The organism is Pseudomonas sp. H3_E04 (assembly GCF_054668915.1).
On the sequence record NZ_CP162797.1, the window covers coordinates 726,031 to 738,737 of the forward strand.

Annotated in this window: 16 protein-coding genes; 11 read left to right on the top strand and 5 right to left on the bottom strand. The window is 61.1% G+C overall.

The window, feature by feature from the left end; genetic code table 11:
• From AB4N53_RS03310 to AB4N53_RS03360, 11 genes are all read left to right on the top strand, one after another.
• Nucleotides 1–546, top strand: coding sequence for a PilN domain-containing protein (locus AB4N53_RS03310; protein WP_460118123.1), 546 nt, complete (start codon nucleotides 1–3; stop codon nucleotides 544–546).
• Nucleotides 533–1,081 carry a GspMb/PilO family protein gene (locus tag AB4N53_RS03315; protein WP_460118125.1) on the top strand — a complete coding sequence of 183 codons (549 nt, stop codon included), beginning with the start codon at nucleotides 533–535 and terminating at the stop codon, nucleotides 1,079–1,081. The genes AB4N53_RS03310 and AB4N53_RS03315 overlap by 14 nt, the downstream gene beginning before the upstream one ends.
• The gene (locus AB4N53_RS03320) at nucleotides 1,081–1,590 is read left to right on the top strand and encodes a hypothetical protein (protein ID WP_460118127.1); all 510 of its coding nucleotides are present in this window, start codon (nucleotides 1,081–1,083) and stop codon (nucleotides 1,588–1,590) included. The genes AB4N53_RS03315 and AB4N53_RS03320 overlap by 1 nt, the downstream gene beginning before the upstream one ends.
• Complete coding sequence (locus tag AB4N53_RS03325; RefSeq protein WP_460118129.1) at nucleotides 1,587–3,434, top strand: secretin N-terminal domain-containing protein; 1,848 nt, start codon at nucleotides 1,587–1,589, stop codon at nucleotides 3,432–3,434. Before AB4N53_RS03320 ends, AB4N53_RS03325 begins: the two co-directional genes overlap by 4 nt.
• Before the next feature lie 2 nt (nucleotides 3,435–3,436).
• Nucleotides 3,437–3,910, top strand: a complete 474-nt coding sequence (locus tag AB4N53_RS03330; protein WP_122700552.1) for a type II secretion system protein — start codon at nucleotides 3,437–3,439, stop codon at nucleotides 3,908–3,910.
• 5 nt (nucleotides 3,911–3,915) lie between these two features.
• Complete coding sequence (locus AB4N53_RS03335; protein ID WP_460118132.1) at nucleotides 3,916–4,290, top strand: type II secretion system protein; 375 nt, start codon at nucleotides 3,916–3,918, stop codon at nucleotides 4,288–4,290.
• On the top strand, nucleotides 4,265–4,804 hold the full coding sequence (locus AB4N53_RS03340; protein ID WP_460118134.1) for a type II secretion system protein: 540 nt from the start codon (nucleotides 4,265–4,267) through the stop codon (nucleotides 4,802–4,804). The genes AB4N53_RS03335 and AB4N53_RS03340 overlap by 26 nt, the downstream gene beginning before the upstream one ends.
• Nucleotides 4,801–5,193, top strand: coding sequence for a curli production assembly/transport protein CsgE (csgE, locus tag AB4N53_RS03345; protein ID WP_460118136.1), 393 nt, complete (start codon nucleotides 4,801–4,803; stop codon nucleotides 5,191–5,193). The genes AB4N53_RS03340 and csgE overlap by 4 nt, the downstream gene beginning before the upstream one ends.
• Nucleotides 5,190–5,621: a curli assembly protein CsgF gene (locus AB4N53_RS03350; protein ID WP_460118138.1), complete on the top strand. Its 432-nt coding sequence runs from the start codon at nucleotides 5,190–5,192 to the stop codon at nucleotides 5,619–5,621. Before csgE ends, AB4N53_RS03350 begins: the two co-directional genes overlap by 4 nt.
• A 29-nt stretch (nucleotides 5,622–5,650) precedes the next feature.
• Nucleotides 5,651–6,511 carry a CsgG/HfaB family protein gene (locus AB4N53_RS03355; RefSeq protein ID WP_460118140.1) on the top strand — a complete coding sequence of 287 codons (861 nt, stop codon included), beginning with the start codon at nucleotides 5,651–5,653 and terminating at the stop codon, nucleotides 6,509–6,511.
• 756 nt (nucleotides 6,512–7,267) lie between these two features.
• Nucleotides 7,268–7,504 carry a DUF6124 family protein gene (locus AB4N53_RS03360; RefSeq protein WP_460118142.1) on the top strand — a complete coding sequence of 79 codons (237 nt, stop codon included), beginning with the start codon at nucleotides 7,268–7,270 and terminating at the stop codon, nucleotides 7,502–7,504.
• Here AB4N53_RS03360 and AB4N53_RS03365 read toward each other — a convergent pair.
• The 5 genes from AB4N53_RS03365 to AB4N53_RS03385 all read right to left on the bottom strand — a co-directional run bounded on the left by AB4N53_RS03365 (nucleotide 7,464) and on the right by AB4N53_RS03385 (nucleotide 12,681).
• Entirely contained in the window at nucleotides 7,464–7,955 is a 492-nt protein-coding gene (locus AB4N53_RS03365; protein ID WP_460125295.1) for a type II toxin-antitoxin system RelE/ParE family toxin, read from the bottom strand. The two genes, AB4N53_RS03360 and AB4N53_RS03365, sit on opposite strands and share 41 nt — an antisense overlap.
• Nucleotides 7,951–8,157 carry a type II toxin-antitoxin system RelB family antitoxin gene (relB, locus tag AB4N53_RS03370; protein ID WP_460118145.1) on the bottom strand — a complete coding sequence of 69 codons (207 nt, stop codon included), beginning with the start codon at nucleotides 8,155–8,157 and terminating at the stop codon, nucleotides 7,951–7,953. Before relB ends, AB4N53_RS03365 begins: the two co-directional genes overlap by 5 nt.
• 277 nt (nucleotides 8,158–8,434) lie before the next feature.
• A complete protein-coding gene (locus tag AB4N53_RS03375; protein WP_460118147.1) occupies nucleotides 8,435–9,886 on the bottom strand; it encodes a curlin in 1,452 nt (483 codons plus the stop codon).
• 27 nt (nucleotides 9,887–9,913) lie between these two features.
• Nucleotides 9,914–10,378 carry a curlin gene (locus AB4N53_RS03380; protein WP_460118149.1) on the bottom strand — a complete coding sequence of 155 codons (465 nt, stop codon included), beginning with the start codon at nucleotides 10,376–10,378 and terminating at the stop codon, nucleotides 9,914–9,916.
• A gap of 71 nt (nucleotides 10,379–10,449) precedes the next feature.
• A complete protein-coding gene (locus AB4N53_RS03385) occupies nucleotides 10,450–12,681 on the bottom strand; it encodes an Ig-like domain-containing protein (protein ID WP_460118151.1) in 2,232 nt (743 codons plus the stop codon).
• Nucleotides 12,682–12,707: the final 26 nt, after the last annotated feature.

Below are 12,707 nucleotides of genomic sequence, written 5' to 3' on the forward strand. Positions count from 1 at the left end.
ATGCGCGCGCTCAATCTGGATTTTCAGCCGCGGCCACGTTCCTGCCCGTTGGGCTGGGGGCTGCTCGGCGGCGGTGTGGTGCTGGCGCTGCTGTGCCTGGGGGTACAACAGCATCTCGATGGCCAGTCGGAACAACAGCAAGGTCACTTGCAGACGACCCAGCGCCAGCTCACTGGCGATAACAGCAGCAAGAGCACGTTAAGCCCGGCAGAAACCCGCGAGCAGGCGCAGAACCTCGCCGAAATGCGCAAGGTTTCCCAGCAACTGCGGCGCCCCTGGGAACGTCTCTTCGCCATGCTCGAAGCGCTGCCACGCGATGACGTCGCGCTGCTGAGCCTGACCCCGGATGCGCGCAAGGGCCAGGTGCGCATCAGTGCCGAAGCGCGGGATCTGCAAGCCATGCTCGATTTCCACAAGCGCCTGGAGGCCAGTGACGAGCTGTCCGACGTGTCGCTGCTGAGCCACGAGATCGTCGTCAAATCGCCGGAACAACCGGTGCAATTCAACCTGTCGGCGACCTGGGAGACAGGCGATGCGAATCCCTAGACTGATCGTCCACGAATACTTGCAGGGCCTTGGTATTCCGGGCCTGGCCGGGCTGGCGCTGTTACTGGTTGCACTGGCCTGGGCGCTTGCTGGGTTGGTGCCTGGGTGGCAGTCGTTGCAGCAGCTCACGTCACAGACGCAGGAGGCGAGCGACTATCTCGCCCAGGTCGAAGACGGCAGCATCGCGCCGCCCGTGGTGCCGCAGCGTCAGCTTGATGACTTTCGCAACAAGCTGCCGGCGCAACCGCAGGCTACCGTGGCGATCGATCGCATCTATGCGCTCGCGGCGCAGGAACACATCACCCTGGCGCGTGGCGAATACGCCCTTGGCGTCGACCCGAAAACCAACTTGGCGCGCTATCAGATCCTCTTGCCGGTGCGTGGCAGTTATCCGCAACTGCGGCGCTTCCTGCACGCCTTGCTCGGGCAGTTGCCGGCGGTGGTGGTGGAAGACCTCGAATTGCAGCGCAAGAAGATTGGTGACACCGACCTCAACGGGCGGATCCGTTTGACCCTCTACCTGTCGAGGTCGTGATGAATACCAAGCGCGTGATCGGTTGGCTGGGGTTCTTCGGTGTGGCGGCGGCGCTGGCCTGGTTGCCGGAGTACTTCTCGCCAGGCGAAGACCCGGAATCGGTCGAAGTGGCCATCGCCACGCCGGTGCAATCTGCCAGTCATGGCGCCCAGGCAGCCAGGGTCAAGACAGCGCCAATCAAAGACCTGGGCCCGGCCGGCGACCTGTTCGCGGCCAAGACCTGGAAAGCCGCGCCGACCCTGGCCACCGTCACTGAAATTGCCGTCAACCCCGCCCCGGTGGCGCAAGCCCCGAGCCTGCCACCGCTGCCGTTTCAATTCGTCGGCAGGCTGCATGACCGCAGCGACGTGCAAGTGTTTTTGCAGAGCGGCGAGAAAATCTACGTCGTGCGCAACGGGGATGTGATCGACGATATCTGGAAGATCACCGGCATTTCCGAACTGGAACTGAGTCTGGTCTACCTGCCTTTGCATTTGTCGCAGACCCTGTCTGTGGGGAGCACGCAATGAACCGATCCCGTTTGCTGATGAGTGTCGGCCTGTGCGCCGGGCTGGCTGCCTGCAGCACCGCACAAGTGGCCAACAAGGAAGCCGCCGACCTGATTGAACAGGGGCAATACGAGGCGGGGCTGGCCCGAATAGAGGAGGGGTTGCGCGAAGACCCGCGTGACACCGAATTGCACCTGCTGCTCAACAGCGGCCGGGCCAAGGCAATCACCGCATTGCTGACCTCCGGCGACACCGACCGCGCACGGCGCGATTTCGCTTCCGCACGGCTCGCCTACAACCGCGTGTTGACCATCGAGCCGAATAACCGCCGTGCCCAGGATGCCCTGAAGCAGATGGACTATCTGCGCAGCATGGACGAGAAGCTTGAACTGGCCCGTGGCGACTTGCGTCGCGGCGACATCTACGGCGCCGACCGCCAGGTCAGACAGATCCTCGAACTTGACCCGAACAACGAAGGCGCGCTGGAGCTGCAGGGCAACATCCGTCTGGTGCAAAGCCGTAACGTCATCGTCTATCCGCAGTTGCGTACCAAGCTTGATCGCCCGGTGACCCTGGAGTTTCGCGACGCCAATCTCAAGACCATTTTCGAAGTGCTGTCGCAGGTTGCCGGGCTGAATTTCATCTTCGACAAGGACCTGCGCCCGGACATGAAAGCCACCATCTTCGTGCGGGACGTGCGCATCGAAGACGCGGTGACCCTGCTGCTGCAACAGAACCAGTTGCACCAGAAAGTGGTGAACGAAAACACCTTGCTGATCTACCCGGATTCGCCGCAGAAAGTGAAGGATTACCAGGAACTGGTGATGCGCACCTTTTACCTGACCAGTATCGACGCCAACACCGCGCTGAACATGGTGAAAACCATGCTCAAGACCCGCGACGTGTTTGTCGACGAACGCCTCAACACCCTGACCATGCGCGACACCGAGGACGCCGTGCGCATGGCCGAAAAACTCCTGCAGTCGCAAGACCAGTCCAATCCGGAAGTGGTGCTTGAGGTGGAGGTGATGGAAGTCGCCACCCAGCGCATTCTCGACCTCGGCCTGCAATGGCCGAACACCTTCGGCGTGGTCAACAGCGATGGCTCGGCGGTGACCCTGCTCGATCAGCTCAAAGGGATCAACTCCAGCCGCATCTCGATCTCGCCTTCGCCACAAGCCAAGATCAATGCGCAGGATAACGACATCAATACGCTCGCCAGCCCGGTGATTCGTGTGAGCAACCGTGAACAGGCGCGTATTCACATCGGTCAGCGGGTGCCGATCATCAGCGCCACGTCGGTGCCGTCGACTCAAGGCCCGGTGATCACCGAAAGCGTCACTTACCTCGACGTCGGTTTGAAACTCGAGGTGCAACCGACGGTGCATCTGAACAACGAGGTGGCGATCAAGATCGCCCTCGAAGTGAGTAACGCCACACCGCTGGAGCCGACCCGTCAGGGCACGATCCCGGTGCAGGTCGACACCCGCAATGCGCAGACGACGCTGCGCTTGCATGATGGCGAAACGCAAATTCTCGCCGGGCTGGTGCGCAACGACCACGGCGCCACCGGCAACAAGATTCCGGGGCTTGGCGATATTCCCGGGTTGGGTCGGCTGTTTGGCAGCAATAAGGACACCGTGGGCAAATCCGAGCTGGTGTTGTCGATCACTCCTCGGATCGTGCGCAATCTGCCGTACCAGAGCCCGTCGGACATGGAGTTCTCCACCGGCACCGAAACCAGCATGCACATTCAGGCCCCGGATCGTTCGCAGAGCTACGGGGTGCCGTCACCTGCCGCGCAGCCGCGTGCAGTCGGCGAATCGGCCGTGGCGACCACGCGTGTCACCGTCGAGAAGCCTTGATCATGAACGCCTCCCAACGCGGTTTCACCTTGATCGAGGTGGTGGTGACGCTGGCCCTCATCGGCCTGCTGGCAAGCATGGCCGCGCCGCTGACCGAGACCCTGGTGCGGCGTGGCAAGGAGCAGGAATTGCGCAATGCGCTGTATCAGATTCGCGATGCCATCGACGCCTACAAACGTGCGTTCGATGCCGGTTACATCGAGAAGTCGCTGAACAGCAGCGGCTACCCGCCGAACCTGAAAGTGCTGGTCGAGGGCGTGCGCGATGTGCGCAGCGCGAAGGGCGCCAAGTTCTATTTTTTACGCCGCATCCCGCGCGATCCGCTGGTACCGGCCAAACGTGACGATGAAGGGGGTTGGGGCCTGCGCGCCTACGACAGTCCGGCTCAGAATCCGCGCGATGGCGAGGACGTTTTCGACGTCTACTCCCACGCCCGGGGCAAGGGCCTCAACGGCATTGCCTACCGCGAGTGGTGAACCTCATGCGTCGGGAAAAAGGTTTTACCTTGCTGGAGCTGATGGTGGTGATGGCGATCATCGCCACGCTGATGACCATCGCATTGCCGCGCTACTTCAACAGCCTCGAAGCGTCGAAGGAAACCACGTTGCGCCAGAGCCTGTCGGCGATGCGCGAGGCGCTGGATCACTTCTACGGCGACACCGGCCGCTATCCGGATTCCATCGAGCAACTGATCGAACAACGTTACCTGCGTAATGCGCCACTGGACCCGATTACCGAACGCAAAGACCAGTGGGTGTTGATCGCACCGCCGGACGGCGTCGCAGGCGCAGTCGCCGATATCAAAAGCGGTGCTACCGGGAGGGCGCGTGATGGCAGCCAGTATTCCGAGTGGTAACCGCGCGCAGCAGGGTGGTTTTACCTACCTGGGCGTGCTGTTCCTGATTGTGGTGATGGGCATGGGGTTGGCCAGTGCCGGCGAGTTGTGGTCGACCACTGCGCGCCGCGACCGTGAACACCAGTTGCTCTGGGTCGGGACCCAGTATGCACAGGCGTTGCGCAGCTATTACCGCAGCTCGCCGGGGCTGGCGCAGTACCCGAAAGAACTGGCCGATCTGCTCGACGATCAACGTTTTCCCGAGGCGAAACATCACCTGCGTCAGCTCTACCCTGATCCGATCGGACAGGGCGAATGGGCGCTGCAACGCGGTTTTGACGGACGCATCACCGGTCTCAACAGCGCCTCGACCGAGGTGCCGTTGAAGCAGGCGGATTTCCCGACGCAATGGTCGGACTTCCAAGGTATGCAGCGTTATTCGGACTGGCAGTTCGTTGCCGAAAAAGCCTTCCTGGACGGCGCCAGCGGCCCGGCGAAAGGGCAGTCGAAGCAGCCCCAGGCATTGCAGCCATGACTCGCCACTGGTGGTGCGCGCTGGTCTTGATTCTTGCGGCTGGCGGCGCGAGCGCTGCTGAAGAGGACGAAATGATGGGCTTTATCGTCGACGACACGATCTCGCACATCGGCCACGACTTTTACTACTCGTTCAGTGAACGCCTGCGCGACACCAGCCCGATGGATTTCAACCTGGTGGTGCGCGAGCGCCCCGACGCGCGCTGGGGCAGCCTGGTGACCGTGGAATATCAGCGACGCCTGGTCTATCGGCGCTTCCTGCCGCCGAACACTGTGGAGCTCAAGGACGAGGCCTACGCGGCCGCCGACTGGGTTCGCCGCCAGGTTGTCCAGCGCAAGCTGGAGGCACTGTTGCAGGACACCACCGACCTTGAGAAGGACGAATTATGAACAACACAACGTTCTCACGGCGCAGCGGATTCTGGATCTCGGGGTTGTTGATCGGGCTCGCCAGCGCCGCCGCTGTCCAGGCCACTGAACTGGTCTATACGCCGGTCAACCCGTCGTTCGGCGGCAACCCGTTGAACGGCACCTGGCTGCTCAACAACGCTCAGGCGCAAAACGATCACGACGACCCGGACATCAAGAGCCGCTCGGCCGTGGCCGGGACTTCGGCACTGGAACGCTTCACCAGTCAATTGCAATCGCGGCTGCTAGGGCAGTTGCTGGACAACATCTCCACCGGCAACACGGGGAGCCTGTCCACTGACTCTTTTATCGTCAACGTCATCGACGACTCCGGGGCACTGAGCATTGAAGTGACCGATCGAGCGACCGGTGAGGTTTCGGAAATTCAGGTGAACGGCCTCAACCCATGACGGGCTGACGGTTCCGGGGAGTGACGGACATGAAAAAGATCATCGCATTAGGGCTGCTGTTGGCGACATTACAAGGGTGCAGTCTGCGTGAGCCGATGTCGGCCGAGCAGGACACCGAAACCCCGACCCTGACCCCCAGGGCCTCAACCTATTACGACTTGCTGAAGATGCCGCGACCCAAGGGGCGATTGATGGCGGTGGTGTACGGTTTCCGTGACCAGACCGGGCAGTACAAACCGACGCCGGCGAGTTCGTTTTCCACCAGCGTTACCCAAGGCGCGGCGTCGATGTTGATGGACGCGATGCAGGCCAGTGGCTGGTTTGTGGTGCTGGAGCGCGAAGGGCTGCAGAACCTGTTGACCGAGCGCAAGATTATTCGCGCGTCGCAGAAGAAGCCGAATACGCCGGTGAATATTCAGGGTGAGCTGCCGCCGTTGCAGGCAGCGAACATGATGCTCGAAGGCGGGATCATCGCCTATGACACCAATGTGCGCAGCGGTGGGGAAGGGGCGCGGTATCTGGGGATTGATCTGCAGCGTGAGTATCGGGTGGATCAGGTGACTGTGAACTTGCGTGCGGTGGATGTGCGCAGTGGGCAGGTGCTGTCGAATGTCATGACCAGCAAGACGATTTACTCGGTGGCGCGCAGTGCCGGGATTTTCAAATTCATCGAGTTCAAGAAGTTGCTTGAGGCTGAGGTCGGATACACGACGAATGAGCCTGCGCAGTTGTGTGTGTTGTCGGCGATCGAGGCGGCGGTGGGGCATATGGTGGCGCAGGGGATCGAGCGGCGGTTATGGCAGGTGGCGGGCGACAGATCGGTGCCTGGGCAGGATGATGTGTTGAATCGGTATCTGACGCAGAACAAGATTGACCCGGATGCCGAGTGAACGTGGCGGCCTTCGGGCCGACCAGGTTCTTGCCGATGTACCCAGTTCCCACTGTGGGAGCGAGCCTGCTCGCGAAGGCTATCTCTCAGTCACAGTTGCCATTGCGGATGTACCCAAATCCTTGTGGGAGCTGGCTTGCCAGCGATGGCGATCTATGAGCCGACCAATTCCCGCCGGTTGCACACATTCACTGTAGGAGCTGCCGAAGGCTGCGATCTTTTGACTTTGATTTTTTAAGATCAAGATCAAAAGATCGCAGCCTGCGGCAGCTCCTACCCGTGCGTATTTCAATTCGGGATGTTTAAAAGATGTTTGGATTTTGCAGAACCTTCCCACAAGGTTTTCAGGTTGTCCGTCGGACGTCCGGTCTCTAGCCTGTGTTCGTCGCTGCCAATTCAGTGACCGGGATTGGAAACCCCGACGTGAACCGAGCGCATTTGCGCTTTTCATGACGTATGCTTGCGCACCTTTATTGTGTGCACTCCGTTATGGCGGCTGTGCGCGGGAGACCTTCGGGTCAACCGGGTTCTCCGTTCCCCGGGTTTCCAGCCTGCGTACAGCTGCCACCTATTCGTTCGGAAACCGAATGGGCCAGCTTCACTTCAGGATCGGAGAATCACCATGAAAAAACCAACACCCAACCCCCCCGGAACCAGACACCAACACCACATCCCCCTACGCCTCGGTCGACATTAAAAACTCCACGAAGCCGCCGACCGCGCCCTCGATTTCTACCTCAACCCCACCGCCCACATCATGTCCAGCACCAACGAGCCGGAACCCATGTACCTCGCCAATCCCAGGTACAACACCGAGTCGCTGCTGGCCAACGCCAGCGAAACCCTTGGCTCCGCCAGCGAAATGCTCAGCAACTTCGCCGCCTCGCTGGAAACCTCACAGCGCAAAACCGCACTGGGCATCGCACAAGTCGTCATGCTGGATGAACTGGGCGTCAATCAAGCGCTGGATCACGTCGAGTTGAAGGATGGCTGATTGATCGTTCCCGCGCGCAGCAAAGGAATGCAGCCCTTGACGCTCTGCGTAAAATTCGCAAGTTGGAACGCGGAGCGTCCCGAGAGGCATTCCCCCGCAGAGCGTGGGAACGATCAAGAAAACCGTACCTCCACGGGAGGCACGGTTTCTTGTGTCGAGACGAGGAAGCGATCTTAACCGGGGTCGCGTCGAGGTACTCCTGACGCGCATGCAAGATGCTCACAATCTCAATGTGGTCCGCCACTTGATAAACGACGAGATAGTTGAGGCTTACCACAATCTCTCGAGTGCCGGGAGAGCGGCCTTTGCGATACAGGTGTGGATGCCAACAAAGCGCAGATGTAGCTTTCACGACGGACTTGTGAAGTGCAGTCGCCGCTTCAAAATTTCGCTCGCCAATGTACTTCAGGATTTTAGAGAGTTCGACCCGGGCCTTGGGTCGCCACTTAATCTGCGTCTGCGCTTTTGCGCATAGATTCCATCAAGGCATTCATTTCCTCCATCACTTGCTCATGAGGAATACTCGGACGCGGATCATCGAGAGAGGCCTGTACTTCGGCCCGAAACCAGCGGTCATAACTCGCAGCCTGCTCCTCGGGATCAAGATCCGAAAAAACCGGGCATAGTGGGTCGATCAAGGACGGGTCGATCATAGAACCTCCGGGTTTGGTGCCTCGAAGTCTATTCGTTAACGGTATCGCTGTCGTCGCTGTCTGGATGAATTGCATGTAGGCCAAGCTCCATGAGGATCAAGTTGTCCCGGCAAATCCTAGAGCCTGCACTTCCGACGGCCAACCGCCAGAACTTGTCAGAAAACTCCCCGAATTTCTGAAAACGTTCCGTTTTCCGTAGGACGAAACTCAAGCGTCAGCCCACAAAAAAACCGCGACCCCCCTCACCAGAGAATCGCGGCCCATCAACACCCAACCCCTACTGCTGCAAAACCGTTGCCTGGTTAGCCGACCCAAACTGCTGAATATTCGCCGTCTGCGTCATGCCACTCTGATCGACATTGGCAATGTTCCCCGTCCCGCCCTGGGTCACATACGCCACGTTCATCGTATCTGCCTGTTTAACCGTGATCATGTTGTCACTGCCATACAGCTGCGCGGTGTACGCCTGGTTGCCCGAGCCTGATTGATCGAACGATGAGCTGTTGCCGGTGCCATTCGAAGAACCCTGCACCAGGTTGCCCGTGCCGCGCTGATCCGAGATCAGAATGTTGTCACTGCCATTCTGATCAAAGTACAGCTCGTTATACGACTCGGCCTGACTGACCGTGGTCTTGTTGCCCGTCCCGGTCTGACTGGTGGTCATCACATGGCCTACGCCGTCCTGAGTGAAGCTGGCGATGTTGCCGTTGCCCGCCTGGCTGACGGTGGCGCGCTGGCCGCTGCCGAACTGACCGCCCGACTGCGGGCCTTTCCAGTTGCTGGCGTAGACTTTGTTGTCGTTGCCCACGGAGGTGGCATTGAGCACGTGGCTGTCGCCGTTCTGGTAAGTGAAGTGCACGTTGCCGTTGCCCACCTGATACAGCGCCAAAGTCGAGTTGACCGACTCGAACTGGTCGGCGTAGATCGCGTTGGCATTGCCGACCTGGGTGACGGCGGCGGCGTTGTTTTCGCCGAAGCTCTGGTCGACCACGGTTTCGTTGCTGTCGCCGTACTGGTTGACGGTGGCCTGGCTGGCGATTTGCGCGTCTTGCCAGATCTCAGTGCCGTTCAGGCTGCCGAACTGGTTGATGGTGATGTTGCCACCGGTGCCGTTGCGCTGATCGCCGTAGGCGTAGTTGCTTTCGCCGGCCTGGTTGATGCCGATCTGGCCGCCGTTGTGCAGCACTTGTTCAGCGGTGCCGTAGTTGGCGGTGCCGTATTGGGTGATCACCGAACTGTTGCCGGTGCCTTCATACAGTTGCTCGATGTTGGCTTCGTTGCTGTCGCCGAATTGCAAGGTTTTCGCCTCGCTGCCGTTCTGCGAATCCTGGTAGACGAAGGAGAAGTTGCCGGTGCCTTGCTGCTGTTGCAACGCGCTGTTCGCTGAGCCGAAACCCAGCGACTGGCTGGCGTGGGTGGTGTTGAAGGCGCCGACTTGTTGCTGGGTGATGGTGGCGTTGTCCTCGTAAAGCTGTTCGGCGTAGGCCGCATTGTAGTCGCCGACGGCGTCCTGAGTGATCACGCTGCTGGCATGATCCTGCAAGGCGGCGGCGTCGTTGCCCTGGCCCAGTTGGGTCTGGGTGGCGCTGCTGAACGGGGCCTGGGTCTGTTTCACATCCGCGATGTTGGCGGTGCCGGTCTGGCTCTGGTTGGACAGGCTGTCGTCGGCCATGGCCTGGGCACTGATCATGACCAGCAGGGCGGCGGTGAGGGGCGTCAGTTTGAACATGATGAACTCTCCGATGATGTGCAGTGCTTAGCGATATTGCTTGACCGAAACGCTCATGCCGTTGCCCGACTGGGTCACGGCGCTTTGCAGCCCCGTGCCGGCCTGCTCGATGCTGGCGTCGTTGTTGTTGCCGTTTTGCGAAATCTGCGCGCGGTTGTGGCTGCCGTTTTGCGTGATGTACGCGGCGTTGCCGGAACCGTTCTGGTTGATCAGCGCCATCAGGTCGCTGCCCTGTTGCAGGATGTACGCCTCCTGATTGCTGCCCGCTTGCACGATCTGCCCGAGCAGCGACTGACCGTTCTGTTGCAGCAGGGCGACGTTGGCCTGGCCGAGCTGATCGATCAGGGCTTGCTGACCCACAGGTGCGGGCAGTTCGCCGAGGTCAGAGCTGGTGGCTGCCAGATCGTCGTTTTCCATCAGGTCGTCGGCGCGCGCGCCCGCTGTGCTGCACAGCACGAGCAGGCAAAGCAGGGCGGCGGTCGGCGTGTTCATGGCGTAAATCCTTTCGGGCGTTAACCTTCAAGACCCCGCCCCGGTCGCTTGCAAGCGGCCGGGGCGCAGGCTCAGAGCGTGGTCACCGACACCGTGCGCACGGTGCCCTGGGACGAACGGATCGTCGCGGTCGGGTTGGCCGATGGCACCACCGTCGTGTTGTTCAGCGTCAGCCGCCAGCGTCCGGTCACAGGTACCGTGGTGCTGCCCAGCGTAACGACACCGGTTGGCGTGCTGACCTGTACCGTGATGGTGTTGCCGGTGGTCACTGACGAGGTACCGGTGAAGTCCCAGTTGAAGCGACCGCCGGAGCGCGCCTGCACCGTCGATGCGGTGACGGCGAACGTTTCTGCCGCTGGCCGTGGCGACACTTGCACCGTGACCGTGGCCGGCGTCGACAGGGCGCCGAAGCTGTCCCGGGCGATGTAGGTGAAGGTTGTGGTGAACGCCGTGGTCACGGTGGCCGGTGGGGTGTAGGTGATCACTGTGCCGTCAGTGCTGACCGTGCCACGGCCTGCGGCCGGTTGGGTCAGACTGTTGACGCCCAGCGGCACGTTGCCTTCCGGATCGGTATCGTTGGCCAGCACGTTGATCGGGATCGCCACGCCCAGGGTGGCGACGCTGTCGGCGACGGCGGTCGGGGCCTGGTTCGGGGCGACGGTGATTGTTACGGTCGCCGGGTTGACCGAGGCCAGACCTTTGGCGTCCTGCGCCTTGTAGGTGAAGCTGGTGGTCAGCGGCGCATTGACTACCGCTGGCGGGGTGTAAACCACCGCTGCCGTGCCGCTCAGTACCACGCTGCCCTGACCGGTAGGCGGTTGAGTCAACGCAGTGATACCCAGCGGGTTATCGCCATCAGGGTCGCTGTCGTTGGTCAGTACGCTGAGGGTGATCGGCACACCGAAACTGGTGCTGCCGATGTCGGCATTGCTGATCGGCGCCTGATTTTCACCGGTGTCCGGCGCAGTGCCAACCACGACGACGGCTTCGGTGTCGCTGCCGCCCGCAGCAGATTTCACCGTCACGGTAGCCGGAGGCTGGGTCAGGTCGGCGACGGTGATGCGCTGCAGGGTGCCGCTCTTCGACAGGCGTCCATAGCCTTGGGCAACCATGTCCGGAATCGCCACTTCATCGCTCGATGTCGCCTCGATCAGCAGGCTGTGGTTGTCCCAGCTGTAGCGTGCGGTTTGCACTTTCACCACATCGGTGAGCTTGGCCGACACGGCGGTCGGCCGCGTGGTGCCGGTCGGGTTGGTCGCGGTGACCACGATCACCGTAGGTACCGCGCCGGAGCCCAGACGCTGGCCGAAAAACAAACCGTTGTTGTCGCCCAGAAGACTGGTCTGGCAGGGCGTGGCTGGCGGCCCGGGCAATAGCGCGATGGTTTCCCGGAAACACAGCGAGGAACTGCTGTCCGCTTTGGCGAAGACCTCAGCGCGCACACCAGCAGCGGTGCGACGATAGGTGGCGCGGTCGATTTCCACCTGCGTCTGCTGACGGTTGTCGAGCACTTTGCCGGACAGGCTGAACAGGTTGGACTGGATGGTCCCGGCCGGGCCGGTGATGCGCACGAAGTTGGTGTTGAACGGGCTGCCGGTCACCGCCTCGTTGAGGTTGGGGTCGCCGACGAAAGTTTCCGTGGCGCCGGTGTCGGGGTTCACTTCAGTGTACGGGCCGTTGACGCTACGCAGGAACGGGCCGAGGTCACCATTGATGGCACCGGTGAAATTGCCCGGTGCACCGATGCCGATATCGCGAGTGATATTGATGGCGCGGCGTCCGGGCGTGGTGACATTGACCGTTTCAACGCCGTACGGGTGGGTAATGGTATAGGTGCCGGCGGTCGGCACCGAGACACGAATGCGAATGCGCGCGAAGCTCGCCTGATCGCCATCGACGGGGTTTTCCGAGGCGAACGCTGCTTCGATCCCGGCGACATAGGCGTCGAGTTCGTAACCGCTGTTGCCGATCTGCGGGATCGCGGTCTCGGCAAGGAACCAGAAGGCCTCCGGTGGCCAGTTGTCCGGGAAAATCATCGGCTGGGCATCATCGAAGATGCCCGGCTCGGCGAGCAGGATGCACATGTAGGCCGGCGGTGTACTCACCGGCACCCGCGAACTGGCAGCGCGCGACTGGCAAAGCTCCATCGACAGCAGATTGTTGTCCTGATACCACATCGGGAATTTCCCGGTGGCGAAGGTGTAGGGGCCGGGATCGACGGCGGCGAGTTGCGCATAAGCGCTGCCGGTCAGCGAAAGAGCGAGCCCGAGCGCGTTGAGCGCAAAGCGTGGCCACTTATTCATGATGCCTCCTGATGCGGATCTGGGCA

Coding starts and splice junctions, on each gene's coding strand:
- AB4N53_RS03385 (WP_460118151.1), bottom strand. CDS start 12,681: ATGAATAAGTGGCCACGCTTTGCGCTCAACGCGCTCGGGCTCGCTCTT.
- AB4N53_RS03330 (WP_122700552.1), top strand. CDS start 3,437: ATGAACGCCTCCCAACGCGGTTTCACCTTGATCGAGGTGGTGGTGACG.
- AB4N53_RS03315 (WP_460118125.1), top strand. CDS start 533: ATGCGAATCCCTAGACTGATCGTCCACGAATACTTGCAGGGCCTTGGT.
- AB4N53_RS03355 (WP_460118140.1), top strand. CDS start 5,651: ATGAAAAAGATCATCGCATTAGGGCTGCTGTTGGCGACATTACAAGGG.
- relB (WP_460118145.1), bottom strand. CDS start 8,157: ATGATCGACCCGTCCTTGATCGACCCACTATGCCCGGTTTTTTCGGAT.
- AB4N53_RS03325 (WP_460118129.1), top strand. CDS start 1,587: ATGAACCGATCCCGTTTGCTGATGAGTGTCGGCCTGTGCGCCGGGCTG.
- AB4N53_RS03340 (WP_460118134.1), top strand. CDS start 4,265: ATGGCAGCCAGTATTCCGAGTGGTAACCGCGCGCAGCAGGGTGGTTTT.
- AB4N53_RS03375 (WP_460118147.1), bottom strand. CDS start 9,886: ATGTTCAAACTGACGCCCCTCACCGCCGCCCTGCTGGTCATGATCAGT.
- AB4N53_RS03320 (WP_460118127.1), top strand. CDS start 1,081: ATGAATACCAAGCGCGTGATCGGTTGGCTGGGGTTCTTCGGTGTGGCG.
- AB4N53_RS03350 (WP_460118138.1), top strand. CDS start 5,190: ATGAACAACACAACGTTCTCACGGCGCAGCGGATTCTGGATCTCGGGG.
- AB4N53_RS03360 (WP_460118142.1), top strand. CDS start 7,268: ATGTCCAGCACCAACGAGCCGGAACCCATGTACCTCGCCAATCCCAGG.
- AB4N53_RS03335 (WP_460118132.1), top strand. CDS start 3,916: ATGCGTCGGGAAAAAGGTTTTACCTTGCTGGAGCTGATGGTGGTGATG.
- csgE (WP_460118136.1), top strand. CDS start 4,801: ATGACTCGCCACTGGTGGTGCGCGCTGGTCTTGATTCTTGCGGCTGGC.
- AB4N53_RS03380 (WP_460118149.1), bottom strand. CDS start 10,378: ATGAACACGCCGACCGCCGCCCTGCTTTGCCTGCTCGTGCTGTGCAGC.
- AB4N53_RS03310 (WP_460118123.1), top strand. CDS start 1: ATGCGCGCGCTCAATCTGGATTTTCAGCCGCGGCCACGTTCCTGCCCG.